The 24,415-nt window shown below is 72.2% G+C and carries 21 protein-coding genes; 6 read left to right on the forward strand and 15 right to left on the reverse strand.

The genetic code is table 11. The features are described from left to right. The first annotated feature begins 154 nt into the window (after nt 1-154). The gene (locus tag ACFYM2_RS33180; RefSeq protein WP_359004760.1) at nt 155-1,480 is read left to right on the forward strand and encodes a UDP-glucose/GDP-mannose dehydrogenase family protein; all 1,326 of its coding nucleotides are present in this window, start codon (nt 155-157) and stop codon (nt 1,478-1,480) included. Nucleotides 1,481-1,493: 13 nt separating this feature from the next. On the opposite strand, the gene ACFYM2_RS33185 is transcribed toward ACFYM2_RS33180, so the two are convergent. The 4 genes from ACFYM2_RS33185 to ACFYM2_RS33200 form a co-directional block, all read right to left on the reverse strand. Further along, nucleotides 1,494-2,654, reverse strand: a complete 1,161-nt coding sequence (locus ACFYM2_RS33185; RefSeq protein ID WP_388841361.1) for a dipeptidase — start codon at nt 2,652-2,654, stop codon at nt 1,494-1,496. A gap of 310 nt (nt 2,655-2,964) precedes the next feature. Further along, nucleotides 2,965-4,161, reverse strand: coding sequence for a dipeptidase (locus tag ACFYM2_RS33190; RefSeq protein WP_388841364.1), 1,197 nt, complete (start codon nt 4,159-4,161; stop codon nt 2,965-2,967). Nucleotides 4,162-4,166: 5 nt separating this feature from the next. Beyond that, nucleotides 4,167-4,706, reverse strand: a complete 540-nt coding sequence (purE, locus tag ACFYM2_RS33195) for a 5-(carboxyamino)imidazole ribonucleotide mutase (RefSeq protein WP_359004769.1) — start codon at nt 4,704-4,706, stop codon at nt 4,167-4,169. Continuing rightward, nucleotides 4,703-5,893, reverse strand: a complete 1,191-nt coding sequence (locus ACFYM2_RS33200) for a 5-(carboxyamino)imidazole ribonucleotide synthase (protein WP_359004826.1) — start codon at nt 5,891-5,893, stop codon at nt 4,703-4,705. Before ACFYM2_RS33200 ends, purE begins: the two co-directional genes overlap by 4 nt. Before the next feature lie 134 nt (nt 5,894-6,027). Between ACFYM2_RS33200 and ACFYM2_RS33205 the strand changes: the two genes are divergently transcribed. After that, nucleotides 6,028-6,534: a GtrA family protein gene (locus tag ACFYM2_RS33205; RefSeq protein ID WP_388841367.1), complete on the forward strand. Its 507-nt coding sequence runs from the start codon at nt 6,028-6,030 to the stop codon at nt 6,532-6,534. Between the two features lie 68 nt (nt 6,535-6,602). Here ACFYM2_RS33205 and ACFYM2_RS33210 read toward each other — a convergent pair whose 3' ends face one another. Continuing rightward, entirely contained in the window at nt 6,603-7,874 is a 1,272-nt protein-coding gene (locus tag ACFYM2_RS33210) for an ATP-binding protein (protein ID WP_359004774.1), read from the reverse strand. Nucleotides 7,875-7,887: 13 nt separating this feature from the next. Next, nucleotides 7,888-8,565: a response regulator transcription factor gene (locus tag ACFYM2_RS33215; protein ID WP_100574199.1), complete on the reverse strand. Its 678-nt coding sequence runs from the start codon at nt 8,563-8,565 to the stop codon at nt 7,888-7,890. Between the two features lie 467 nt (nt 8,566-9,032). Here ACFYM2_RS33215 and ACFYM2_RS33220 point away from each other — a divergent pair, with 467 nt between their 5' ends. Further along, complete coding sequence (locus tag ACFYM2_RS33220; protein ID WP_359004778.1) at nt 9,033-10,532, forward strand: oligopeptide:H+ symporter; 1,500 nt, start codon at nt 9,033-9,035, stop codon at nt 10,530-10,532. A 66-nt stretch (nt 10,533-10,598) separates the two neighbouring features. Here ACFYM2_RS33220 and ACFYM2_RS33225 read toward each other — a convergent pair whose 3' ends face one another. The 6 genes from ACFYM2_RS33225 to ACFYM2_RS33250 all read right to left on the reverse strand — a co-directional run bounded on the left by ACFYM2_RS33225 (nt 10,599) and on the right by ACFYM2_RS33250 (nt 15,881). Next, nucleotides 10,599-11,999: a hypothetical protein gene (locus ACFYM2_RS33225; RefSeq protein WP_388841386.1), complete on the reverse strand. Its 1,401-nt coding sequence runs from the start codon at nt 11,997-11,999 to the stop codon at nt 10,599-10,601. Nucleotides 12,000-12,013: 14 nt separating this feature from the next. Further along, entirely contained in the window at nt 12,014-13,003 is a 990-nt protein-coding gene (locus ACFYM2_RS33230; protein WP_388841389.1) for a hypothetical protein, read from the reverse strand. A 68-nt stretch (nt 13,004-13,071) separates the two neighbouring features. After that, nucleotides 13,072-14,022 (reverse strand): hypothetical protein, encoded by a 951-nt coding sequence (locus ACFYM2_RS33235; RefSeq protein WP_388841370.1) that lies wholly within the window; start codon nt 14,020-14,022, stop codon nt 13,072-13,074. 55 nt (nt 14,023-14,077) lie between these two features. Continuing rightward, nucleotides 14,078-14,752, reverse strand: coding sequence for a peptidase (locus ACFYM2_RS33240; protein ID WP_359004784.1), 675 nt, complete (start codon nt 14,750-14,752; stop codon nt 14,078-14,080). Nucleotides 14,753-14,939: 187 nt separating this feature from the next. Further along, a complete protein-coding gene (locus ACFYM2_RS33245) occupies nt 14,940-15,449 on the reverse strand; it encodes an ATP-binding protein (RefSeq protein ID WP_359004787.1) in 510 nt (169 codons plus the stop codon). A 63-nt stretch (nt 15,450-15,512) separates the two neighbouring features. After that, nucleotides 15,513-15,881, reverse strand: coding sequence for an STAS domain-containing protein (locus ACFYM2_RS33250; RefSeq protein WP_350230759.1), 369 nt, complete (start codon nt 15,879-15,881; stop codon nt 15,513-15,515). A 245-nt stretch (nt 15,882-16,126) separates the two neighbouring features. Between ACFYM2_RS33250 and ACFYM2_RS33255 the strand changes: the two genes are divergently transcribed. Together ACFYM2_RS33255 and ACFYM2_RS33260 are read left to right on the forward strand one after the other, a co-directional pair. Further along, on the forward strand, nt 16,127-17,029 hold the full coding sequence (locus tag ACFYM2_RS33255; RefSeq protein WP_388841373.1) for an RNA polymerase sigma factor SigF: 903 nt from the start codon (nt 16,127-16,129) through the stop codon (nt 17,027-17,029). 595 nt (nt 17,030-17,624) lie between these two features. Beyond that, nucleotides 17,625-19,691 (forward strand): lipopolysaccharide biosynthesis protein, encoded by a 2,067-nt coding sequence (locus ACFYM2_RS33260; protein ID WP_388841392.1) that lies wholly within the window; start codon nt 17,625-17,627, stop codon nt 19,689-19,691. 8 nt (nt 19,692-19,699) lie between these two features. Here the strand turns inward: ACFYM2_RS33260 and ACFYM2_RS33265 are convergent, their stop codons facing one another. Beyond that, entirely contained in the window at nt 19,700-20,110 is a 411-nt protein-coding gene (locus tag ACFYM2_RS33265; protein WP_359004795.1) for a hypothetical protein, read from the reverse strand. A 474-nt stretch (nt 20,111-20,584) separates the two neighbouring features. Continuing rightward, nucleotides 20,585-22,432 carry a hypothetical protein gene (locus tag ACFYM2_RS33270; protein ID WP_388841376.1) on the reverse strand — a complete coding sequence of 616 codons (1,848 nt, stop codon included), beginning with the start codon at nt 22,430-22,432 and terminating at the stop codon, nt 20,585-20,587. A gap of 286 nt (nt 22,433-22,718) precedes the next feature. Between ACFYM2_RS33270 and ACFYM2_RS33275 the strand changes: the two genes are divergently transcribed. Next, complete coding sequence (locus tag ACFYM2_RS33275) at nt 22,719-23,030, forward strand: hypothetical protein (RefSeq protein WP_388460854.1); 312 nt, start codon at nt 22,719-22,721, stop codon at nt 23,028-23,030. 21 nt (nt 23,031-23,051) lie between these two features. Here the strand turns inward: ACFYM2_RS33275 and hutI are convergent, their stop codons facing one another. Next, a complete protein-coding gene (gene hutI / locus ACFYM2_RS33280; protein ID WP_388460852.1) occupies nt 23,052-24,218 on the reverse strand; it encodes an imidazolonepropionase in 1,167 nt (388 codons plus the stop codon). Nucleotides 24,219-24,415: the final 197 nt, after the last annotated feature.

Consider the following 24,415-nt stretch of genomic DNA (forward strand, 5'->3'; position numbering starts at 1 on the left):
GCCCGGGCGCCGCAGGCATACGTGAGTTTGGCGACAGCCCCTCTGGGGCCCGGTCCGGCGTCGGACTATGCTCGGTCAGCGCGTTTGCCGCCCGCGCCGGGCCCGTCCATTTTTTCGGGTCCGTCCACCGAGCCCGCACCTCCAGGAGCACCGCATGGCCCTCAAGATCACCGTGATCGGCACCGGATACCTCGGCGCCACCCATGCCGCGGCCATGGCGGAGCTGGGTTTTGAGGTGCTGGGGCTCGACGTGGTGCCGGAGAAGATCGAGATGCTGGCGCAGGGCCGCGTCCCGATGTTCGAGCCCGGGCTCGAAGAGCTGCTGCGGGGGCACGTCGCGGGCATCGAAGGGGCGAGCGGGCGGCTGCGCTTCACCACCTCCTGGGAGGAGGCCGGCGCGTTCGGCGATGTGCACTTCGTCTGCGTCAACACCCCGCAGAAGCACGGCGAGTACGCCTGTGACATGAGCTACGTCGAGTCCGCCTTCGGCTCGCTCGCGCCGCACCTGGCGGCCGGGGCGCTCGTCGTCGGCAAGTCGACCGTGCCGGTCGGCTCGGCGGCCCGGCTCTCCACGATGCTCCCCGAGGGCGTGGAGCTGGCGTGGAACCCGGAGTTCCTGCGCGAGGGCTTCGCCGTCGACGACACCCTGCACCCGGACCGGATCGTGGTGGGCGTCGAGAGCGAGCGCGCCGAGAAGATACTGCGCGAGGTGTACGCGGGTCCCATCGGCGAGGGCTCGCCCTTCGTGGTGGCCGACTTCCCGACGGCCGAGCTGGTCAAGACCGCCGCCAACTCCTTCCTCGCCACCAAGATCTCCTTCATCAACGCGATGGCCGAGGTGTGCGAGGCCGCCGACGGCGACGTGGTGAAGCTGGCCGAGGCGATCGGCCACGACGAGCGCATCGGGAAGAAGTTCCTGCGGGCCGGCATCGGCTTCGGCGGCGGCTGCCTGCCCAAGGACATCCGGGCGTTCATGGCGCGCGCCGGCGAGCTCGGCGCCGACCAGGCGCTGACCTTCCTGCGCGAGGTCGACTCGGTCAACATGCGCCGCCGCGGCCACATGGTGGAGCTGGCCCGCGAGGCGGTCGGCGGCGAGACGTTCCTCGGCAAGCGCGTCGCGGTGCTCGGCGCCACGTTCAAGCCGGACTCCGACGACGTACGGGACTCGCCCGCGCTCAACGTCGCCGGGCAGATCCACCTCCAGGGCGGCCAGGTCACCGTGTACGACCCCAAGGGCATGGACAACGCCCGCCGCCTCTTCCCGACGCTGGGGTACGCCGCCTCCGCCGTCGAGGCCGTACGCGGCGCCGACGTGGTCCTGCACCTGACCGAGTGGCGCGAGTTCCGCGACCTCGACCCCGCCGAGCTGGCCGGGGCCGCCGCCTCCCGCATCATCCTGGACGGACGCAACGCGCTCGACCCGGTCAAGTGGCGCGAGGCGGGCTGGACCTACCGCGCGATGGGCCGCCCGCGCGCCTGACGCGCCGGGTTCCTCAGCGTTCGGCCGCCGGGGGTTTTCCGGGGGCCGACGGGCCGTCCAGGTCCTCGATCGTCGCGCTCGACGGTGCGCGGCGCGGCGCGGTGGCGCGGGCCGTGAACTCCGTGTCCCGTACGACCCGGACCAGGTTCTCCCAGGTCAGCGCCGCGACCTCGGCTTCGGTCCAGCCCCTTTCGAGGAGTTCCACGATCAGGGTCGGATAGCACGAGGCGTCCTCCAGGCCCTGGGCGCGCGGGGCGCCCGTGACCAGACCGTACGTTCCCGCGAGCCCCACGTGACCCGGTCCCGCCAGGTCCCGTACCCGCTCGATGTGGTCGGCCACGTCCTGTACGGAGACGGGCGCGCCGGCGCGTGCGATCTGCTCCGGGGCGAAGCTCACCAGGCACACCCCGCCGTGCGCGCCGAGCTCGGCCAGCAGCTCGTCGCTCGCGTTCAGCGGATGCGGGGTGAGCGAGGCGGCCGCCGAGTGCGAGAGCAGGGCGGGCGCCGCGGAGGCGTCGATGGTGCGGCGCCAGGTGCCCTCGGTGGCTCCCGACAGGTCGAGCAGTATCCCGAGCCGGTTCGCCTCGCGTACCACTTCTAGGCCGAAGCGCGTGAGTTTCGGTTCGGTCCAGCGGGTGCCCAGGCTCAGGGCGAGGGCCCGTACGCCCAGGAAGTGGTACGAGCGCAGCGTGCCCAGCGAATCGCCGATCGCGTGCGCGGCCACCGGGCCGAGGAACGAGGCGATGCGGCCGCAGTTGCGGGCGTCGGCGAGGTCGCCCGCGGTCAGCGCGAGGCGCAGCCACTGCGGGCAGGAGGCGATGAGCGAGCGGATCCGGTCAAGGCGCTCCAGGGTGACGCCGGCCGGGTCGGCTCCGTCGGTGTCGGCGGTCAGCGCCCAGAACTGGGCACCCACCCCGCCGGCCCGCAGCCGGGGGATGTCCGTGTCCAGCGCGCTCTCTCCGACCTCCAGGTCGTGCCAGGGGGTCTGGGCGAGCGCTTTGGCCAGGGTGTTGTGCCCGTCGGCCACGGGGTGCGCGGCGAGCAGGGCCCGGGCGCGGTCGAGGCCTTCGTCGCCGGACTCCGCGGGGGGTATCGGCTGGGGCGGGGTGGAGGTCGGCGAATCGAGGTCGCCGATCGCCGAGGTGTTCTGGGGGTCGTCCTGCAACTCTGCCATGACGGGCTCCCGGGTCGGCGGTGACGGCAGTAGCGTCACGGTTTCACGTGGACGCGGCAAGGTCGCGACGAACGGTCCGTTCGGGGGACCCCCCGAACCCCGTTCAGCCGGAACGGCCCTCGTCCTCAATCGCCGGACGGGCTGACGGTGCCGGAATGGGCCAGCACCAGCCCCACCAGGGGCGCGGGGAACTGCGCGACCAGCCCCCACCCACCCGCACGCGCAAGCAAAGGGCAATCCGCGCCACCTGCCCGCACGCGCAGGCAAGGCGCGACCACCCCCCCACCTACCCGCACCCCGCGGCGGAGCCCTACGTGTCCAGGGTCGCCCGGGTCGCGTTGGACGGGCCCCGCAGCGGGCGGAGTTCGCGGGAGACGGACTCCGCGTCCCGCAGCACCCGCACCGCGTTCGACCACGTCAGCTTCGCCAGGTCCGCCGAGGACCAGCCACGGGACAGCAGCTCGGCCACCAGGTTCGGGTAGCCCGAGACGTCGTCGAGGCCGGACGGCGTGAACGCCGTGCCGTCGAAGTCGCCGCCGAGCCCGATGTGGTCCACCCCCGCGACCTCCCGCATGTGGTCCAGGTGGTCCGCCACCGTCGCCGCCGTCGCGACCGGCCGGGGATGCGCCGCCTCGAACGCCTCGTGGAGCTCCATGGCCTTCGGCGAGGTGTCGAGGTGGTGCAGCCCGTGCGCCCGCAGGTTGTCGTCGGCCGCCTGCGTCCAGGACACCGCCGCCGGCAGGATGAACTTCGGGACGAAGGTGGCCATGGCCACGCCCCCGTTGCCGGGCAGCAGGGCGAGCACGTCGTCCGGGATGTTGCGCGGGTGGTCGCAGATCGCCCGCGCGGAGGAGTGCGAGAAGATCACCGGCGCCACCGACGTGGACAGCGCGTCCCGCATCGTGCTCGCCGCCACGTGCGAGAGGTCGACCAGCATGCCGATGCGGTTCATCTCGCGGACGACCTCGTGGCCGAAGGGCGAGAGCCCGCCCACGTTCGGCTCGTCCGTCGCCGAGTCCGCCCACGCCAGGTTGTCGTTGTGGGTCAGCGTCATGTAGCGCACGCCGAGCGCGTACAGGGCCCGGAGCGTGGCGAGGGATTCGTTGATCGAGTGGCCGCCCTCGGCGCCCTTCAGAGAGGCGATGCGGCCCTCGGCGCGCGCCGCCTCCATGTCGTCGGCGGTGAGCGCGGGCACCAGGTCCAGGGGGTGGCGCGCCAGCATCTGGTCGACGCAGTCGATCTGCTCCAGGGTCGCGCTGACCGCCTCGTCACCCGCCAGGTCGGTCCGCACGTACACGGACCAGAACTGCGCGCCGACCCCGCCGGCCCGCAGCCGGGGGATGTCGGTGTGGGTGCGGCCGCGCAGATCGCCCGCGAGGTCGCAGCGGTCCAGGTCGTAGCGGACCTTCTCGCGCAGCGCCCACGGCAGGTCGTTGTGGCCGTCGGCCACGGGGTGGCGGGCGAGCAGGGCCCGGGCTTCGTCGAGATGGGGCAGGCCCGCACTCATGGCGCTCACTTTCCGAATCCGAAGGCGCCCGAGCCCTCGACCTTGGTGCGCAGCCGCTTGCCCTTCTCGGTCGCCTGGTCGTTGAGCTCCTGCTGGAACTCCCGCATGCGGACGAGGAGTTCGGGGTCGTGCGCGGCCAGGACGCGGGCCGCGAGCAGGCCCGCGTTGCGCGCGCCGCCCACCGAGACGGTGGCCACCGGCACCCCCGCCGGCATCTGCACGATGGAGAGCAGCGAGTCCATGCCGTCCAGGTACTTCAGCGGCACGGGTACGCCGATGACCGGGAGCGGGGTCACCGAGGCCAGCATGCCCGGCAGGTGGGCCGCGCCGCCCGCGCCCGCGATGATCGCCTTGAGGCCCCGGTCGGCGGCGTTCTCGCCGTACGCGATCATCTCGCGCGGCATGCGGTGGGCCGAGACCACGTCGACCTCGTACCGGATCTCGAACTCCTCCAGGGCCTTGGCCGCGGCCTCCATGACCGGCCAGTCGGAGTCCGAGCCCATGACGATGCCGACGACGGGACCGTTGACAGAAGCGCTGCTCATTCGGTGATCGTTCCCTTGAGGTAGTCGGCCGCGTGGCGGGCCCGCTCGCGGACGTCGGCGAGGTCGTCGCCGTAGGTGTTGACGTGGCCCACCTTGCGGCCGGGCTTCACTTCCTTGCCGTACATGTGGATCTTGAGCTGCGGGTCGCGGGCCATGCAGTGCAGGTACGCGTAGTACATGTCGGGGTAGTCGCCGCCCAGCACGTTGCACATCACCGTCCACTTCGACCGAGGGCGCGGGTCGCCCAGGGGCAGGTCGAGGACGGCGCGGACGTGGTTGGCGAACTGCGAGGTGATCGCGCCGTCCTGGGTCCAGTGGCCGGAGTTGTGCGGGCGCATCGCCAGCTCGTTGACGAGGATGCGCCCGTCGCGCGTCTCGAACAGCTCGACCGCGAGGTGGCCGACGACGCCGAGCTCGGAGGCGATGCGCAGGGCGAGCTGCTGGGCCTCGCCCGCCAGGTCGTCGTCGAGGTCGGGCGCCGGCGCGATCACCGTGTCGCACACCCCGTCGACCTGGACCGACTCCACGACGGGGTAGGCCACCGCCTGGCCGTGCGGCGAGCGCACGACGTTGGCCGCCAGCTCCCGTACGAAGTCCACCTTCTCCTCGGCCAGCACGTCCACGCCCGCCTTGAAGGCGTCCGCCGCGTCGGCCTCGGAGCGTACGAACCACACGCCCTTGCCGTCGTAGCCGCCCACCACCGTCTTGAGGATGACGGGGAAGCCGTCGCCCTCATCGGCGAACCGCGTCACGTCGGCCGGGTCGGCCACGACGCGGTGCCGGGGGCAGGGGGCGCCGATGGCGCTCAGCCTGGCGCGCATCACCCCCTTGTCGTGGGCGTGCACCAACGCGTCGGGCCCCGGCCGGACGACGACGCCGTCCGCTTCCAGGGCCCGCAGGTGCTCGGTGGGTACGTGCTCGTGATCGAAGGTGATCACGTCGCAGCCGCGCGCGAAGTCACGCAGCGTGTCCAGGTCGCGATAGTCGCCGACGACGACCTCGCTCACCACCTGGGCCGCCGAGTCCTGGGGGGTGTCACTGAGGAGCTTGAATCTGATGCCGAGGGGGATGCCCGCCTCGTGGGTCATGCGGGCGAGCTGACCGCCGCCGACCATGCCGACTACCGGGAACGTCACACCCCCAGGGTATCGGGCGCCGCCGGGGCGCCCGTAGGGGCCGGGTCGCACCGGGCTTGTGGGGCTCGCGCGGGGCACGACGGCGAGGGGGTGGTTAGCATGGGCGGGTTGACCGACACGACAAGCAGCCCATTCACACGGCTGAAGTGACAAGCACACCTACTCGGACGGGGCCGGCGATCACCATGAGTGCACAGGGCGCGTCGCCTTCGCGACTGCGACTGCTCGTACGCGAGGTCGCCAAGTTCGGCGCCGTCGGCGGGCTCGGGGTGCTGGTCAACATGGGCGCCTTCAACCTGCTGCGGCACTCCACCGACCTCCAGGTGGTGCGCGCCAGCCTGCTGGCCACCGGGATCGCGATCGCCTTCAACTACGTGGGGTTTCGCTACTTCGCCTACCGTGACCGCGAGAAGAGCGGCCGGGCCCGCGAGCTGACCCTGTTCCTGCTGTTCAGCGTGGTCGGCGCGGTGATCGAGAACGGCATCCTCTACGTGGCCACGTACGGGTTCGAGTGGAACAGCCCGTGGCAGAACAACTTCTTCAAGTTCCTCGGCATCGGCCTCGGCACGCTGTTCCGGTTCTGGTCCTACCGCACCTGGGTGTTCCGCGCGCTGCCGGCCAGGGAGGCGGTCCAGACGGCGGAATCGTTTCTCGACTCCCCCCGGCCCGCCGCCGTCCCCGCCAAGCGCTGACCGCCCGCCGCCGGCCGGCTGACCGCCCGCCCGGGCGCTGAGCCGGCCCGCCGCCCCTTTGGGGCGGATCAGCGGATCGTGGCCGTGCTCTGGGGCTCCCTGCGCCCCCGTGCCTCGCGGCTCAGGAACAGCGCGAACACCGCCGGCTGCTGCTGGAGCATTTCGAGCCGGCCGCCGTCGGCCTCGGCGAGGTCGCGGGCGACCGCGAGGCCGATGCCCGTGGAGTTGCGGCCGCTGATGGTCCGCTCGAAGATCCGCGCGCCCAGGTCGGGCGGCACCCCGGGCCCCTCGTCGGTGACCTCGACCACGGCCTGGTTGCCGGTGACGCGGGTCCGCACCGCGACCGTGCCGCCGCCGTGCATCAGGGAGTTCTCGATCAGCGCCGCCAGCACCTGGGCGACCGCGCCCGGCGTGCCGACCGCGCGCAGTCCGGTCTTGCCCGAGCGCACGATGGCGCGGCCCGCGCTGCGGTAGGCGGGCCGCCACTCCTCCAGCTGCTGCTTGACCACCTCGTCGAGCGAGAAGACCACGGCGGAACCGGTGCGCGGATCACGGCTGTTGGTGAGTAGCCGCTCCACCACGTCGGTCAGCCGCTCGACCTGGGTGAGGGCGATCGTGGCCTCTTCCTTGACCGTGTCGATGTCGTCGGTGAGGGCGATCTCCTCAAGGCGCATGGATAGCGCGGTCAGCGGCGTACGCAGCTGGTGCGAGGCGTCCGCGGCGAGCCGGCGCTCGGCGGTGAGCATCCGCCCGATCCGGTCGGCCGAGGAGTCGAGCACATCGGCGACCCGGTCGAGCTCGGGCACTCCGTACCGCTTGTGGCGCGGGCGCGGGTCGCCGGAGCCGAGCCGTTCGGCGGTCTCGGCGAGGTCGGTCAGCGGGGAGGCCAGCTTGTTGGCCTGGCGCACGGCGAGCAGCACGGCGGACACGATGGCGAGCAGGGCCACCGCGCCGATGATCAGCAGGGTGCGGCCCACTTCCCTGGTCACCGTGGAGCGGTCCTCCTCGACCAGGACGGACTCTCCGCGCTCCCCGGTCTCGACGCCCTTGATGACGGTGCCCTCGGGCTTCTCACCGAGCTCGATCACCGGACGGCCGGGGATCTCGACGCGGGCGTAGCGCTTGGGGTCGATCTGGTCGCTCAGGACCTGGGAGTTGATCGTCTCTTTCGCCAGGGTGCGGCTGTCGATGACGGAGACCAGCCGCAGCGCCTCGGAGTTGACGCTCTCCTGGGCGCTGCTGCTGATGGTGCGGGTCTCGACGATGACGAGCGAGACGCCGAAGACCGCGATCACCACGAGAACGACCGCGAGTGTGGAGTTGATCAGTCGACGGCGCATGTGCCCCGGTGCTCTAGCTCTTCTCGAAGCGGAAGCCGACTCCGCGGACGGTGGCGATGTAGCGCGGGTTGGCCGCGTCGTCGCCGAGCTTCTTGCGCAGCCACGAGATGTGCATGTCGAGCGTCTTGGTCGAGGACCACCACGTGGTGTCCCAGACCTCGCGCATCAGCTGGTCACGGGTGACGACCCGGCCCGCGTCCCGCACCAGGACCCTGAGCAGGTCGAACTCCTTGGCGGTGAGCTGAAGCTCCTCGTCGCCCATCCACGCCCGGTGCGACTCGACGTCGATGCGCACGCCGTGGGTGGCGGGCTGGGGCGCGGGCTCGGTGGCGCCGCGCCGCAGCAGCGCCCGGACCCGGGCGAGCAGTTCGGCCAGGCGGAAGGGCTTGGTCACGTAGTCGTCGGCGCCGGCGTCGAGGCCGACGACGGTGTCCACCTCGTCGGCGCGGGCGGTGAGCACGAGGATCGGGACGGTGTGTCCCTCGGAGCGCAGCCTCCGGGCGACTTCAAGGCCGTCCATGCCGGGAAGCCCCAGGTCGAGCACGACCAGGTCGGCGCCCCCCTGTAGTCCGGCGTCGAGGGCGGTCGGGCCGTCCTCGCGGACCTCGACCTCGTAACCCTCCCTGCGCAGGGCGCGGGCCAGTGGCTCCGAGATGGACGCGTCGTCCTCGGCGAGCAGTACACGGGTCATGGGGGTGATGGTAGTCCGCGGCGGCGACAATGCGTCAGGTGATCCACCCGCCCTGCGGGTCCATGGAGTGATCTTGTTGAACACCTTCGAAACAGGGTGAGCGGTTCCAGGGATACCTGTGATCCATGTCTCAAGTCCTTCCATATGCCGCACTGTGGTGACGTATGGTGTCCCGACGCCTATAGCACTACTCATGGACCTTTGGCCCGTTGGCGCGCCAAGGGTCTGTTTTTTGCACAGGACCGGCCTGGCCAGTCCTGAGATCAGTGAATGACCTACGGGCCGGGCCCCAGCGCGACCAGCGCACGGGGCGTGGATCCCGGTGTGGTCTGTCCTTCCCGGTCTCCCCCACGGAGCCGGGCCCCAAAGGCGTTGGGTGGACAGTCGCCATGCCGGTGCCGGCCTTCCCCCACCGGGCGCGGTTCAACGCTCACGAAGCGCGCGTCCCGAGCAAGCAAGGATCGACCATGGCGTCCAGCCTGACGAAGGACTCGGCCAGTATCACTGGCACCGAGAAGACCTTCCTCGGCCACCCCCGCGGCCTGGCCAACCTCTTCATGACGGAGATGTGGGAGCGCTACAGCTTCTACGGCATGCGGGCCCTGCTCGTGCTCTACCTGGTCGCCCCGGCGTCCCAGGGCGGGCTCGGGTTCAACATGGCCACGGCCACCGCGATCTACTCGGTCTACAACGCGATGGTGTACCTGCTCGCCCTGCCGGGCGGCTGGCTCGCCGACCGCGCCTGGGGCGCCCGCAAGACCGTGGCCGTCGGCGGCACGATCATCATGATCGGCCACTTCCTCCTGGCCGTGCCGGTCGAGATCTCCTTCTTCATAGGTCTCGCGGCCATCGCGCTCGGTTCGGGTCTACTGAAGGCCAACATCTCCACGATGGTCGGCCACCTCTACCCGGACAAGAACGACCCGCGCCGCGACGGTGGCTTCACGGTCTTCTACATGGGCATCAACCTCGGTGCCTTCGCCGCCCCGCTGACCATCGGCACCGTCGGCCAGAAGGTCAACTGGCACTTCGGGTTCGCCCTCGCCGGTGTCGGCATGGCCCTGGGTCTGCTGTTCTTCTTCCTCGGTACCCGCCACATGTCGGCGGACAGCGACGTCGTGCCGACGCCGATGTCCGAGTCCGAGCGCGCCTCGGTCATCAAGAAGATCCTTATGTGGCTGGCCGTCGCGGTCGTCGCCTACGGCGCCCTCGCGGTCTCGGGCCACTTCACGGTGGACTGGGCGATCTGGCCGCTGACCATCGCCGGTCTCGTCATCCCGGCCTGGTACCTGCTGCGCATCAAGCGGGACAAGGACCTCGACGAGGTCTCGCAGTCGCGGATGTCGGCGTACGTCTGGTTCTTCGTGGCCGCGGCCGTCTTCTGGGGCATCTACGACCAGACCGGCTCAACCCTCAGCGTGTTCGCGCAGAACAACACCGCGAACACCCTGTTCGGCCTGAACTTCCCCTCCAGCTGGTTCCAGTCCCTGAACCCGCTGTACGTGATGGCGCTGGCCCCGGTCTTCGCCTGGCTCTGGGTGTACCTGAACAAGCGCCGCCAGGAGCCGAGCACGCTGTCGAAGTTCGCCTTCGGCCTCACGCTCATCGGCCTGTCGTTCTTCGTGATGATGCTGGCCCAGGCCGCCTCCTCCGGCGGCGTCAAGGTCACCCCGCTGTGGCTGTGCATGGTCTACCTGATCCAGACCGTCGGTGAGCTGACGCTCTCCCCGGTCGGCCTCTCGCTGACCACCAAGCTGGCGCCGGAGAAGTACGCCTCCCAGATGATGGGTGTCTGGTTCCTGGCCGTCACGGCCGGCGACTCGGTCATCGCGCTGCTCCAGCTGGTCGGCGCGCCGACCGACTCCTCGTACTGGTTCGCCAGCCAGGGCGGCCTCGCCGTCCTCGCCGGTGTCGCGATCTTCATGTACCGCAAGAAGGTCCAGCCGCTCATGGGCGGCGTGCACTAGCACCGCCCCACCACGGCGAAGGGCCGCCGCACCCCACGGTGCGGCGGCCCTTCGCCGTTCCCGGCCCTAGGACCGGCCCCGCAGCCGCCGCCAGGGGGTGAAGGTGAAGACCGCGCCGCCGAGCAGGACGACGGTGCCCGCGACCAGGCCGAGCGCGCGCAGGGCGCCCGTGCCGCTCGCGCCGGTCTGGGCGAGGCCGCCGGAGGTGGAAGTGGACGCCGCGCCCCCGGAGCCCGCGGTGGTCGCCGAGCCGCTGCCGCCGGCCGCGCCGCCGGGCTGGGCGGACGTGTCAAGCTCAAGGGAGACCGGCGCGGAGCCGGACACCTTGCACGGGATGTGGATGGGCGCGCCGCCCAGAGTGACGTCGATGGACAGATCACCGGGGCTCAGCGTGGACTTCCCCGACGCACCCGGCTTGTAGGTGCCGGTCATGTCGCTGAGGCTCACCGGGGCGCCCGCCTTGACGGGGTCGGGGTTGGCGGGGCCCGTGACGGCCACCGTGCCCTTGTCGGCGCCGCCGACGGTGACCTGCATGGACGGCTTGAGCGCGCCCGCCGGGAGGTCGGCCGGGCTGTTCATGACACCCTTGGCCGTCTTGACGGCGAGGGCGTAACTCCCGCCGCTCTTCTTGGCGTTGATGGTCACCTTGGACTGGATGCTGGCCGGCCCCGGCGCGGTGCAGGCGAAGTCGACGGCGACCTCCTTGCCGGGGAAGTCGCTCTGCCCGTCACCACCGCCGGTGCTCCCGCCGGAGGCCGTCGAGCCGGTGGTGCCACCCGACGCCGCGCCGCCGGACGTGGTCGCCCCCGTGGTCCCCCCGGACGCCGTGGAGCCCGATGTGGTCGAGCCGCTGGTGCCGCCGGACGTCGCGCCGCCGGTCGTGGACCCGGTCGTGCCCCCGGTCGTCGAGCCGCCCGAGGTCCCTCCGGTGGTGCCGCCCGCGTCCGTGACCTTGATCGTCGCGCCGACGCCGACCGTCGCCTTCGGGGTGCACTTGGTGTCGGTCGACATGATCTGGTTGACGTTGATGTTGTACGCGTCGGGCGTCAGGGTGACGTCACCGGCCTTGGTCAGCTTCAGTTTGGCCGTCATGTCCGACAGGACCATCGGGCTGTTCTTGGGGATCGGCGGATTGCTCCGGGGGCCCTTCATGGCGATGTCGGCGCTCTGCGCGCCCGCCGCCTTGAGGGTGCCGGTCGGCTGGACGACGTCCTTGTTGAGGTCCAGGACATTGGGGTTGTTCGACGCGGCCTGGGTGAACTTCCAGACGACATCCACCTCGTCGCCCACCTTGGCCGTGGCGGGCGCGGTGATCTGCACCTTCGTCGTCCCCTCGACCGGCGGAAGGCCGGAGATGGACGGCGGTATGCACTCGGTGGCGTACGAGACTTCGGCTGCCTGTGCGGGGCCTGCGGCCAGCATGATCCCCGCGCCGCCGAGCATCAGCGCGATACCGGCCGCGCTCATCCTCCGTTGCGTGGTCACGAATTTCCCTTCGTCGTGGGGCCGTTCGGACGGTTGGGGTGGTTCTTGGACGGTGCGGAGTCAGGGGTGAACCAGGGCAGTACGGCCGTGGTGGTGGCCCGGGCGGGCTCGGGGCCCGGGCCGGGCGCGGCGGGCGGCGTCCCGCGCCTGCCCGCACGCGGCCGGACGCGGTCGACGACGGCCATGCCGATCCGGAAGACGGCGGCGGGCACCACCAGGCAGAGCAGGAGCCAGAAGAGCGTGACGCCCCAGGGCCGGCCGACGCCCCAGGGTTCGGTGGCGAGCAGCTTCTTGGCGTACTGGAGCGAGACCTGGTAGTCGCCGTGGGCACCGGCCGACAGCTCGACGTCGAGTTTGATCTCGGCCTTCTTGCCGGGCTCGATGGTGCCCTTCCACTGGCGCTCCTCCCACTGCGGCGCGAACACGCCGTGGGAGGTGCCGAGTTGGAAGACCGGGTCCTTGACGGGCGCCGAGCCGAGGTTGCCGACGGTGAAGACCAGGGTGCGCGCGGGCGGCGCGCCGAACCAGGTCAGCACCGAGCCCCCGCCGTCGAGGCGGGGCTCGGCCAGCACGGCGAGTCTGCCGTCGCCCGCCTGGTCGGGCAGCGGCGCCACCGGATGCCCCGAGATCTTCAGCTCGGTGTCCACGAGGACGGGTTCGCCCTGCACGGTGGCCACATGGACGACGCAGGGGCAGGGCTTGGGCGGCGGCGCCGCCGTGAGCACCTTGCTGAAGGAGCCACCGGCGTCGGTGGTGACGGCCTGGCCGTCCGCGTTGGCGCAGGAGTTGGTGCCGCCGATGACGCCCCGGGCGGGGTCGGACTGCCCGCAGACCAGCAGCATGAGCAGCGCCCCGGGCCGCCAGCCGCTGCCGGTGACGGTGACGTCGGCGCCCTTGGCGGCCTCGGCCGTGGACAGCGTGACCGCCGGTTTCCCGCCGTCCGCGTACGAGGGCGCACAGGCCGGCAGGATCGCGAGGGCCGCCATCGGCAGCGCGAGGAGGCCGAGCAGGGCACGGCGGGCGAGCGCCGACGCGCGACCTCTCAGGTGCGGCTTCACCGACGGGCTCCTGTCTGCGCCAACTCACGTTCCGGCTCCGGCGTTTGAGGCGACATGAGCGCGCGCGTCCGCCGTCCGCGCAGGACCGCGAGCCACGCTGCGGCCGCGCCACCGAGCAGCACCGGGCCCGCGCCGGCGGCCGCGCCCCACGGCACGAACGTCACGTCCGCCGTGGCGCTCGACCGGGCGCCGCCGCCCGCCGTGACGTCCAGGCGCACCTCGACCCGGTCGAGGGCGGGCGGATGCGGCCAGGGTTCGCTCAGCTCGACGCGCTGCCCGGGCAGGAGCTCCACCGGCAGGGCGCGCGGGGCGCGGTCCAGGGCGCGCCCGAACACCCCGTCGCCCCGGACCGCGAGCCTCGGGGTGAGGGCGGTGTTGCCCCGGTTGACCAGGGCGTACCGGATCACGTGGTGGCGCTTGTCGACGCGTACGGACTCGACGGTCAGCGCGCTCAACGTCGGCCCCGAGACCCGGACTTGGAGGCGGATGTCCACCTCGCGTCCGCCCGCGACGGCGACGAGGACCGCCGGGTGGTCGCCGGGCCGCGCGCCGGCCGGGACGGTGACCGAGAACGGCACGTCGGCGCGGGTGTCCGGTGGGACGCGCACATCGGGCGCGGCCAGAGCGATCCAGGGATCGGGCGTCGCGCGGGCGCCGAAGGAGCCGTCGGCGTTGTTGTACGCGAGGGCCCCGCGCAGCGCGACCTTGAGGGGGGCACCGGTGGGGTTGGTGAGTGAGAGCCTGTCCTCCAGAACCGTGCCGGGCGCGCCCTCCAGGTAGAAGCAGGGTCTGCCGCCGGCGCTCGGGCGGGACCCGCCGCCGGACGCGGGCGCGGCGGTCCACTCCTCACTGGCCGGCGGCGCGGCCCGCGCGGTGGGCGCCGAGAGCGCGCACAGCAGCAGGGCCAGGACCGCGAGGACCGGGGGGACCGGGCTGATCAGACGCATCGGCGGCTCCTCGGACGCGCGGGGTGCGGGGGTGCCGGGGGCGTACGCAGCGGGGTCAGACCCGCCGGCCGCGCCGGGTGAGCCAGAGCACGCCGGCCGCGCCCACCAGGACGACGGTGGCGCCGAGGGTGCCGAGCGCGACGGCCGAGTCGAGCGGGCCCGTCTTGGGCAGGGCGGAGGGCCCAGGAGTGCCGCCGGAGCCGGTGGCGCCGGTGGCCCCGGTGGCCCCGGTGACGTCGAGTTCGAGGGAGGGGCCAGGGCTGTTGCTCGCGGTGCAGGTCGTGGTGGTGCCGAGCGCCTTGATGGTGAGGACGCCCGCCGTGAAGGTGACCTTGCCGTTGGCCTTCGGGACGTAGGTGCCCGACAAGTCACTGATTTTTATGGGGGAGTTGGCCGGGATCTCGGCGGAGTTGGCGGGGCCCGAGACGGCGACGGCGCCCTTGTCGGCGCCGCCGAGGGTGATCGTGGCACTCGGGTTCATCGCGCCCGGGCCGAGGGCGACCGGGCTGGAGGAGACGCCCTTCTGGAACGACATGGTGACTTGGTAGGAACCGCCGTTCTGGACCGCCTTGATGTCGATGGGCGACACCGCGCTCTTCGCACCGATCGGCGTCTTGCAGTCGTAGTTGACGTCCACGACGGAGGCCTGGGCCACCGGGGCGGTGACCAGCACCACCGAACCCGCGACCGCCGCCGCCAGCGCGAGAGCTGTCCGCTTCGGGTATGGCACCTCGAATCCCCCTCATGCCGGTCCTGCCGGAGGCCGCCACGTTCCTGACGGCGCATCAGATAGGGCGCAAGGTACGCCGGGGGCCTTGCCGAGGGAAGACACAGAACAGGGCGGATCGAGGTCCGGACATGCCAGTGGCCCGGCGGTTCGAACCGCCGGTCACCATGAAGGGGGCCGCGAACGGGAGTTACGCGGGTGCCGCGAGTTCCGCCCAGACCGTCTTGCCGGTCACGCCCGGCGTGCGCACTACGCCCCAGTCGAGGCACAGCCGCTGCACGATGAACATGCCGTGCCCTCCGGGACGGCCCGCGCGGTGCGGAGTGCGCGGCGCCGGCTGGCCCGCCCCGAGGTCGCTGACCTCAAGACGCAGGACCTTGGAGGTGCGCGACACCTTCAGCCCCTCGGGCCCCTCGGCGTGCAGGCACGCGTTGGTCACCAGCTCGGAGACCACGAGCAGGACGTCCTCGGCGGCGGCGCGGCCCTCGGCCGTCGCCGCCGGAAGCCAGCCCCAGTCATAGAGCGCCTGCCGGGTGAAGTCACGTGCCATCGGAACGATGCCGCTCGCTCCGGTGAGCGCGAGAACGCGCGAGGACGTGACGGATCCCGCGTCGTCGGAATCCGACGGCACGGCGGCGGACCCGCCCCCTTGGGGCTCTGGCCCGCGGTCGCCCGGAGCTTGCTCCCGGGTGGTGCTCATCAGCGCTTCACCTCACCGATTCGCCAATGTCTTGTCTGCATCTCCTGCCCGGACGAATCGGGGTCAGTCACGCAGAGCGGTATCGAGCGAATCATGCACGGTGAAGACCGCCTCCGCGCCGGTGATCTCGAAAACTCTCGCAACCACCGGCTGCATCGCCACCAAGTGGACCGCCCCTCCCAGCTCTTCCGCTTTGAGGCGGGCGCCGAGCAGCACGTTCAATCCGGTGGAGTCGCAGAATTCCAGCTGCGAGCAGTCCACGACGAGCCGGATACGCCCTTGGGCGATGGCCCCTTCCAGGGGCTCCCTGAGCAGATCCGCCGTGTGGTGATCGAGCTCACCCGCCGGAGTCAGGATCTCGCTGCCGCCCTCGGTACGGACTCCGACCCGGAGCCGGCCCCGATTCGTGCTGCCGACCGTGCCGCGGTCCATGCCGTCCCTCTTCGCCGATTCGTCGTAACTTCTCAAGAACACTACGCCTTCCCTGCGACATCTGAAAGTCAAACAACCCCGCAAAGTGGACATATGGGGGCAAAGAAGCCTTGCACGTGCCCACACAAAGCGGGTAGGGGTAGTAGCGACAGTTATTCAACACGACCGGCCACGGAGGCGCCGCACACCGCGGACAACACGTATGGGCATCGGCAGCCATATGCCGAGAACGATGGAGGAGACCCATGTCACCCCGGCTCGACGAATCGCCGGCGGATACGTCGATCAAGCAGGACCAGCAGGACATCCGCCCCCCGCGGGCACGAGAGCACGCACCAGAAGGACTCCAGGGCCTCCCCGAGATCCCGCCCTTCGCCGAGGTCGGCCCCGTCGACGCGCGGGCGCTGTCGAAGACGCTCTTCGCCCGCCTGGACGCGCTCGAAGAGGGCACGCACGAGCATTCGTATGTACGCAACACCCTGGTCGAACTGAACCTGGCACTGGTCAAGTTCGCCGCGTCGCGCTTCCGCTCCCGCAGCGAGCCGATGGAGGACATCATCCAGGTCGGCACGATCGGCCTGATCAAGGCGATCGACCGGTTCGAGTGCGACCGGGGCGTGGAGTTCCCGACCTTCGCGATGCCGACCATCGTCGGCGAGATCAAGCGCTTCTTCCGCGACACCTCCTGGTCCGTGCGGGTCCCGCGCAGACTTCAGGAGCTCCGTCTGGACCTCGCCAAGGCGGGCGACGAACTCGCCCAGCAGCTTGACCGCTCGGCCACGGTGGGCGAGCTCGCCGAACGCCTGGGCATCACCAAGGAAGAAGTCGTCGAAGGCATGGCGGCGAGCAACGCGTACACCGCGAGCTCGCTCGACGCCCAGCCCGAGGAGGACGACACCGAGGGCGCGCTCAGCGACCGCATCGGCTACGAGGACCACGACCTCGAAGGCGTCGAGTACATCGAGTCCCTGAAGCCGCTGATCGCCCGGCTCCCCGCGCGGGACCGGAAGATCCTGTCGCTGCGCTTCGTGGCCAACATGACGCAGTCCGAGATCGGCGAGGAGCTGGGCATCTCCCAGATGCACGTCTCGCGCCTGCTCTCGCGCACCCTGCGGGTGCTCCGCAAGGGGCTGACCGTCGAGGAGTGACGCACCACCGCCGAGCGGCCCGTTCCGTCAAGGAACGGGCCGCTCGGCGTTGTTGACGAAGCGCCGTGGCCGGGGTCACATTGAGCGCTGGGGTCGCGGGAGGTCTGGGGGGACTTCATGGCGTACGACGCGGTCGAGAGACCGGTGTGCGACCGGCCGGGACGCGACCGGCCGGGACGCGCGCGACCGGTCGCGCGCTCCTGCCGAGGCGGCTCAAATGTGGCGCCGGGGCACTGGCCCGTCGCGCCCGGACCATGCCCGCTGCCCGCCGCGCGGGCCGCCCTTCGCCCGCTCGGGCCCCGCGAACGCGAGGACACCTCGGTGCCTCAACGCCCCGGCGAGCGGCCCCACGCCCCGCGGAGGGCGCCCGGCCCCGCCCCCTTCGCCTCCTGGACCCGGGCCGATCCCCCCGCCCGCCGCGCGGGCCCGCGCGCACCGCTCGGGGCGGACCGCTGCGTGACCCGGGTGGCGGCCGTCCGCCGGTTTGCCCGACCCGCCCTGCCCTTCGGCCCGTTGAGGGCGGTGCGCGCCGGGCCCGCGCGGGGCGGCCCCTTTGGTGTCTGAGGCGGACGGCGCCGGCGCCGGGGGCGACTCGATGTTCCGCAACGCCTACGCCCTGATGCTCTCCACGGCCGTCTCCGCCGCGCTCGGCCTCGGCTTCTGGCTGGTCGCGGCCCGCTACTACAGCGAGGAGGCGGTCGGGCAGGGCTCGGCGGCCATCGCCGCGATGAAGCTGCTCGCCTCGGTCACCGCCGCCACCCTGATCGGCGCGGTGGTCCGCTATGTGCCACGGGCCGGTCGCTCGACGGGCCCGCTCGTACGGCGCGCCTATCTGGCAAGCGCCGTCGTGGTGACGGTGGCCTGCGTCGTCTTCCTGTGCACGCTGCCCCTGTGGGGCCCGTCGTACGCGCCCCTTTCCGGGCCCGCCGCCGGAACGCTCTTCACGGTGGCGACGGTGGCCTGGGCGGTCCTGACCCTCCAGGACGGCGTCCTGACCGGCCTGCGCAAGGCGGTCTGGGTGCCGGTCGGCAACGCCGTGTTCTCGCTCGGCAAACTGCTCCTGCTCGCCGCGTTCTCGGCGCTCCCGCTCGGGGTCTTCGTGTCCTGGACGGCCGCGTCGGCCCTGTCCATCGTGCCGCTCGGCTGGCTGGTCTTCCGCCGTCTCATCCCCGCGCAGGCCCGGGCCGACCACGACCGTCCCGTCCCCCAGCCGCGCGAGATCGGCCGCTTCCTGGCCGGGGACTCGATCGGCGCGCTGTTCTCCCTCGCGATGATCAACCTGCTCCCCGTGCTGGTCGCCGTACGCTTCCCCGCCGACCAGAACGGCTTCTTCTTCATCGCGTACTCCGTCGGCGGGACCATGGAGTTCCTGGCCGTCAACATGGCCTCGTCGCTCACCGCGCACTCCTCGCACAGTCCCGGCAGGCTCGCCGACGGGGTGCGCGGGTCGCTGCGCCGGATGGCGCTGCTCCTCATCCCGGTGGTCGTGTTCCTGCTCGTGGCCGCGCCCCGGATCCTCGGCCCCTTCGGGAGCGACTACGCCGAACACGGCACGCTGGTCCTGCGGTTGCTCTCCCTGGCCGCGATCCCCCGGGTCGCCGTCGAGCTGTACATCGGGGTGCTCCGGGTCCAGGGGCGCACCGGGGTGCTCGCGCTCCTCCAGGGCGCGATGTGCGCCCTGGTCCTCGGCGGCGCCGGGGTGCTGCTCGGCCCGCTCGGCATCTCCGGCGCGGGCTGGGCGCAGCTGTGCGCGATGAGCGTGATCGCCCTGTGCTGCCTGCCGGGGCTGCGCGGCGCGCTCGCCGGCCGCGCCGCCCTCCGCGCGCCGGACGCCCCCAACGCGCGTGAGTTCGGCACCAGTTGGGCCCTCGCGCGGGCCGATACGGATCCGGAGTACGGGACGCGCTGGGCCGAGCCGACCACGTATCCGCGCGCCGGTGTGGACCTTGGCCCGGCCCCGGCGGCCGGTGCGGCCCCGCGCCCGCCGCGCGGCCCCGCCGCCCCTGAGCGCGACGGCGACCGCGACGGTGACGGCGACGGCGACGGCGACGAAGCGTGGCTGACGACCGCCCTGTGGCTGCTGCTCGGCCTCGCGGCGGGACTGTTCTGGGTGCCCCTTTCGCGTGCGGCGGCCCCGGCGGGCGGCGACCTCGACGGCGCGGGGCTGCTGCGCGCCCTGCCGCCGGTGAGCCTCACCGGCGGGGTGCTGCTCATCGTCGTGTGCAGCGGGGCGGTGTCGCTTTACCGGCCCGCCCCCGGGCTGCTGGTGGCGGGCCTGGGGGTGACGGTCGCGGGCCTGCACACCGCGCCGCTCATCCTCGGCGTACCGCCCGATCCGCTGTCCGGGCCCTGGCACACCCCGTTCGTCCGTTTCCTGTCCGAGACGGCCGGGTTCACCACGCCGGACGGCGTGGCCCGCTGGCTGCCGCTCGCTCTGCACCCGCTCTGCCTGGCCCTGGCCACGGTGCTGCTGCGTGCCCTCGGCGCGCACTGGCGCCTCACGGCGGTGCTGGTGTGGCTCCTGGCGATCATGGCCTGGGCGGGCCAGCACGCCTTCGCGGCGGTGGCGTTGCCGGTCTTCACCGGCCTGTGCGTGGCGGCGGCCGCCTCGGTGGCGTACGCCCGCCTCAGACGGGCCGCGCGGGGCGGGCGGGCCGCGTGAGGCGTGGCTCAGCGGCCGGCCCCGCGCTCGGCCGCGCCCCGGGTCGCGGCGGGCAGCGGCAGGCCGGGGAAGGCGGAGGCGAGGGTCGCGACGGCGGCCAGGGAGACGAGGAACGCGGTCGCGGAGAAGCCGTGTACGAGGAAGAGGACGGTGGACACCAGCGCCCCGAGCGACAGGCTCAGCGGCGCGGCCAGCGCCAGGGCCTCCAGGCGGGCGCCGGGGCGCAGGGGGGCCGGCTGGGGGTGGAGCAGGGCGAGGCCGGGGCCGAGGGAGACGAAGAGGAGGACGGGGATCCAGCGGGCGGGGCCGGGGGGTAGTTCGGTGGCGGCGAGGGCTGGCCAGCCGGATAGCGCGGTGGCGAGGCGGACGTACGTCCGGGTGCGGGTGCGGGTGCGGGTACGGGTGCGGGTACGGGTCATGGTGCGGGTCTCCTCCAAGTGGTTCGTCCGCCGCCACGCACGGCCCTTCGCGCAGTTCCCCGCGCCCCTGCCAACCCCGATCGCCTTTCGGGCGCGGCCCGTAGGTGGCTGGTCGCGCAGTTCCCCGCGCCCCTTAATGGCCTTCGACGTCGGGTGCCGGTCGTGGGCGCTTCTCGCGCAGTTCCCCGCGCCCCTTAATGGCTTCGGACGTCGGGTGCGGGTCCGTGGTCGCTTCTCGCGCAGTTCCCCGCGCCCCTTGAAGGCTTCGGACGTCGGGTGCGGGTCCGGTGGTCGCTTCTCGCGCAGTTCCCCGCGCCCCTGGCGGGGTTCGTGCTGGTCCCCATGGACATACCCAGCCCGTCCGGCGTTTGAGGACGAGCGCCCTTCAGGCGCGATACGGGGTCTGGGGCGGAGCCCCAGGGTCTTTCACCCCCGGCGGGTTTAGGGAAGGGGCGGGGAGGGGCCGAAACCAGGTCACGGGGGGCGTGGAGGCGCGTACTTGAGGGCCGTCCCGTACGGCGTGCGGTCGATCACCCTGAACCGCGCGGACGCCTCAAGCTTGGCCTCCAGCTCCTGGAAACCCCCCACGGGAAGCAACCCCTCCCCCGCCGAGTAGACGTACTGCGTCCGCGTGAAGAGGAAGTACACGGACCGCCCGTCCTTGGGCAACTGCGGTTCCAGAAACCCCACAGGATCCCGCAGCATGGCCACGTTGCGAGGCTCCTCCTGCTCGGCCACGAACCAGTGCTCCAGCTGGTCGTACCGCCGCAGCGCCTGCGGAAACGACCCGGTGACCGCGAGAATCATCGACCCCTTGGGCGCGTTGTCGATCACCCTCGTCACCATCGCCGTCTCGGCCGGCGGCGTGTAGTACATGCGCTCCTTGCCGTAGTAGGCCGGCACGAACCCCCCGACCAGCAGCACGAGCACCAGCGGCAGCGCCACCGCCCCGATCCGCCGCCGCGCCACCGGAGACACCCGGCCCGCCTTCGCCCCGGTACCCACCACCTTCACCCCGGCCACCGCCCGCCCCGCCGCCGGCACCAGCGCCGCCGCCGCGAAGAACGCGGCGCCCGGCAGCCCGAACAGGTAGACCCGGAAGAGCATTTCGCCCCCGTAGTCGTTGACCGCGAACAGCGGCACCGGCGCCACCGACACCACGAGCAGCGGCAGCGCGCTCCGGGTCAGCGCGCGTCGCAGGACGACCGCGACAAGGGCGAGCACCGCGACCACGAGCACCATCACGACGTCGGCCCGGCCCTGCAACACGGGCCCGGGGCCGGTGAGTTCACCGACGTATCCGGCGCGCGAGTTGTGCAGGAGGTTGCCCACCGACTCCTTCAACGAGGCCAGCGTCTCCACGAAGAGCGGGCGCCCCATCGTGAGGTCCCAGACCAGCATGATCAGGGCGGTCACGGCGAGCAGCCCGAGGTCGCGGTGGCGCCGGGTGAGGCTGAGCGCGCCGAGGGCGACGCACAGCATCACCGGGGTCAGCTGGTGGGTGAAGTTGATCGCGGCGATCATCGGGACGAGGACCGCGACGCAGACGGCCCGCTGACGCGCGGTGGTGGGCGGCGGGATGCCGGCCGCCGCCGGGTCGAGTTCGGCCCGCGAGCGCAGCCGCCCCGCCGACCCGGGGCGTACGAAGTGCCGGAACACCACGGCGAGTACGGCCAGGTGCAGGATCAGCGCGAGCCCCTGGGGCGAGAAGTAGTCCTGGCCGACCCAGTTGGCGACCTCGAAGATCCACACGCCGGTCCATACCAGCCGCCAGTCCTCGGCGAAGGTGCGGTAGACCAGGACGAGCACCGGGATGAGGACGACGCCGTAGAAGAGCGGCGCCCAGTTGAGGTAGGAGGCGGCGGTGTCGACGCCGAAGGCCCGTACGAGCCCCGCGTTGAGCGTGAAGAAGCCCGGCCACTGGTCGTACGCCGCCATGTTGCCGGACAGCGGGACGCCCGGGCGCAGCTCCTGGTTGGCGAGCAGATGGCTGACGACCGCGTCGTGCTTGGACGCCCAGGGGTAGCGCACCGCGTCGTACAGGATCGCGGTGGGCGCCTTGAGGGCGAAGAGCAGGGCGACGCTGTAGAGCCCGGGCCACCAGGGCGCGGTGCCGGCCCGGCGCAGGCTGACGACGAAGCCGCCGGTGAGGACGGCGAGGGAGAGGTAGAAGGCGGCGGGCAGCTTGTCGAGCAGGCCCCAGTCGCCCATGTGCCCGTAGTCGATGCGCGGCAGCGCGTAGATCCACAGGGCCGTCGCGGTCCCCAACGGAAGCCAGGTGAGCAGGAGTTGAGGGCGTATCAGGTGAGGCGGGAAAGGCATCCGGCGGCGGCGACCGCCGTTTCGCGCGGTCCGCGTCGGCGCGTCCGGAGCCCGTTCCCCCGCCGTGTCGCCGGGGGGCCGCTGCCCGCCTGTGGTGACCGGCGTGGGCCCACGTTCCCGCACAGTGCGACTCCCCCCACGGATGTGGTCGCGGCCGTCACGCCGCCGTCCCTCGCTGCGAAGGTATGGGAACACGCCTCGCACCCGTGTGGCTACACCGCGAACGGCCCGAAGCGCGAACCGCTCACCTTGGTGCGGCAGGGGCCCGCGTGAGCTAATGCACCGTATGAGCTACTTCATGACCGACCTGTCGGGCACCTCCGTCGAGGCGCCCGACGAAGCGACGATGCGTACGATCCTGGACGGCCTCGCCGACGCCGACGACGAGCACCCCGACGTCTCCCTGACCCACGAGAACGGCTGGTCGCTGAGCGCGTTCCCGAGCGGCGAGCTGCTGTGGCTGCTCTGGGAGAACCTGGACGATCCCGACGCGCCGCCGCGTCAGCTGTCCGGGGTCTCCAAGGAGGAGGTGCTGCGCCTGTTCGGGCTCCTCGCCACCGGCGACACCGCCGAGATCGAGCGGCTGGCCGGCTCCTGAACGCCCGCTGAGGGGGCGCGGTCAGACCCTGCGGCCCGCCCGCCAGACCTCACTCACCAGCGGGACGCCGGGCCGGTAGGCGAGGTGGACGTGCGAGGGGGCGTCGAGGAACGCCAGGTCGGCGCGGGCGCCCGGCGCGAGGCGGCCGATGTCGGTGCGCCGCAGGGCGGCGGCGCCACCGGCGGTCGCCGACCAGATCGCCTCGTCCGGGGTCATCCCCATGTCGCGTACGGCGAGCGCGACGCAGAACGGCATCGAGGACGTGAAGGACGAGCCGGGGTTGCAGTCGGTGGAAAGCGCGACGGTCGCGCCCGCGTCCAACAGCCTTCTGGCGTCCGGCCACTGGGCCCGCGTGGAGAACTCGGCGCCGGGCAGCAGGGTCGCGACGGTGGCGCTGTGGGCGAGCGCGTCGACGTCCGCGTCGGTGAGGTGGGTGCAGTGGTCGGCGGAGGCGGCCTCCAGCTCCACGGCGAGCTGGACGCCGGGCCCGTAGGTGAGCTGGTTGGCGTGCACGCGCGGCAGCAGCCCCTTGGCCCGGCCCGCCGTCAGGACCGCCCGCGCCTGGTCCCCGTCGAAGGCGCCCTTCTCGCAGAACACGTCGATCCAGCGGGCGTACGGGGCGCACGCGTCCAGCATCTCGCCGGTGACCAGGGCGACGTATCCGGCCGGGTCGTCGGCGTACTCGGGGGCGACGATGTGGGCGCCCAGGTAGGTGACCTCGTCGGTGTGCTCGGCGGCGACGCGCAGGGCGCGGGCCTCGTCCTCGACGGTCAGGCCGTAGCCCGACTTGGTCTCCAGGGTGGTGGTGCCCTGCCGCAGCGCCTCGGCGAGGTAGCGGGCGACATTCGCCCCCAGCGCCTCGTCGCTCGCGGCGCGGGTGGCCGCGACGGTGGTGCGGATGCCGCCGGCGGCGTACGCCTGGCCGCTCATGCGGGCGTTGAACTCCTGGGTCCTGTCGCCCGCGAAGACGAGGTGGGAGTGGGAGTCGACGAAGCCGGGGATGACGGCTCGGCCCCGCGCGTCTACGGCGTGGTCGGCGTCCGGCGCGTCGGCCGTGCGGCCGGCCCAGGCGATCCGCTCGCCCTCGATGACGAGGGCGGCGTCCTGGATGAGGCCGAGGGGGCCGTCGTCCCGTTCCGGGTCGTTGGTGACGAGGGTGGCGATGTTCCGTACGAGGGTGGTGCGCATGGCTTCCTTTCTATCCCCCACCCCGCCCCTTCCCGAGACCCGCCGGGGGTGGATTCGGCACTGCGGTCCGTGCGTGGCTGGTCGCGCAGTTCCCCGCGCCCCTGGGGGGGTGTCTCTATGTCCTTCGTCAAGGACGTGGTGCCGGGTATGGGGCTGTTTGGGGTGGTTATGCGGCGATGGTGATGGCGGGGGTTCGG

It is taken from the genome of Streptomyces sp. NPDC006711 (assembly GCF_042869775.1).
GTDB lineage: Bacteria > Actinomycetota > Actinomycetes > Streptomycetales > Streptomycetaceae > Streptomyces.

Bases quoted from the DNA above. Each gene is read 5' to 3' on its own strand.
- ACFYM2_RS33260 (WP_388841392.1), top strand. From the start codon at position 17,625: ATGTTCCGCAACGCCTACGCCCTGATGCTCTCCACGGCCGTCTCCGCC.
- ACFYM2_RS33205 (WP_388841367.1), top strand. From the start codon at position 6,028: ATGAGTGCACAGGGCGCGTCGCCTTCGCGACTGCGACTGCTCGTACGC.
- ACFYM2_RS33270 (WP_388841376.1), bottom strand. From the start codon at position 22,432: ATGCCTTTCCCGCCTCACCTGATACGCCCTCAACTCCTGCTCACCTGG.
- ACFYM2_RS33225 (WP_388841386.1), bottom strand. From the start codon at position 11,999: ATGAGCGCGGCCGGTATCGCGCTGATGCTCGGCGGCGCGGGGATCATG.
- ACFYM2_RS33210 (WP_359004774.1), bottom strand. From the start codon at position 7,874: ATGCGCCGTCGACTGATCAACTCCACACTCGCGGTCGTTCTCGTGGTG.
- ACFYM2_RS33185 (WP_388841361.1), bottom strand. From the start codon at position 2,654: ATGGCAGAGTTGCAGGACGACCCCCAGAACACCTCGGCGATCGGCGAC.
- ACFYM2_RS33245 (WP_359004787.1), bottom strand. From the start codon at position 15,449: ATGAGCACCACCCGGGAGCAAGCTCCGGGCGACCGCGGGCCAGAGCCC.
- ACFYM2_RS33190 (WP_388841364.1), bottom strand. From the start codon at position 4,161: ATGAGTGCGGGCCTGCCCCATCTCGACGAAGCCCGGGCCCTGCTCGCC.
- ACFYM2_RS33220 (WP_359004778.1), top strand. From the start codon at position 9,033: ATGGCGTCCAGCCTGACGAAGGACTCGGCCAGTATCACTGGCACCGAG.
- ACFYM2_RS33230 (WP_388841389.1), bottom strand. From the start codon at position 13,003: ATGGCGGCCCTCGCGATCCTGCCGGCCTGTGCGCCCTCGTACGCGGAC.
- ACFYM2_RS33255 (WP_388841373.1), top strand. From the start codon at position 16,127: ATGTCACCCCGGCTCGACGAATCGCCGGCGGATACGTCGATCAAGCAG.
- ACFYM2_RS33250 (WP_350230759.1), bottom strand. From the start codon at position 15,881: ATGGACCGCGGCACGGTCGGCAGCACGAATCGGGGCCGGCTCCGGGTC.
- ACFYM2_RS33180 (WP_359004760.1), top strand. From the start codon at position 155: ATGGCCCTCAAGATCACCGTGATCGGCACCGGATACCTCGGCGCCACC.
- purE (WP_359004769.1), bottom strand. From the start codon at position 4,706: ATGAGCAGCGCTTCTGTCAACGGTCCCGTCGTCGGCATCGTCATGGGC.
- ACFYM2_RS33235 (WP_388841370.1), bottom strand. From the start codon at position 14,022: ATGCGTCTGATCAGCCCGGTCCCCCCGGTCCTCGCGGTCCTGGCCCTG.
- ACFYM2_RS33275 (WP_388460854.1), top strand. From the start codon at position 22,719: ATGAGCTACTTCATGACCGACCTGTCGGGCACCTCCGTCGAGGCGCCC.
- ACFYM2_RS33265 (WP_359004795.1), bottom strand. From the start codon at position 20,110: ATGACCCGTACCCGCACCCGTACCCGCACCCGCACCCGCACCCGGACG.
- hutI (WP_388460852.1), bottom strand. From the start codon at position 24,218: ATGCGCACCACCCTCGTACGGAACATCGCCACCCTCGTCACCAACGAC.
- ACFYM2_RS33215 (WP_100574199.1), bottom strand. From the start codon at position 8,565: ATGACCCGTGTACTGCTCGCCGAGGACGACGCGTCCATCTCGGAGCCA.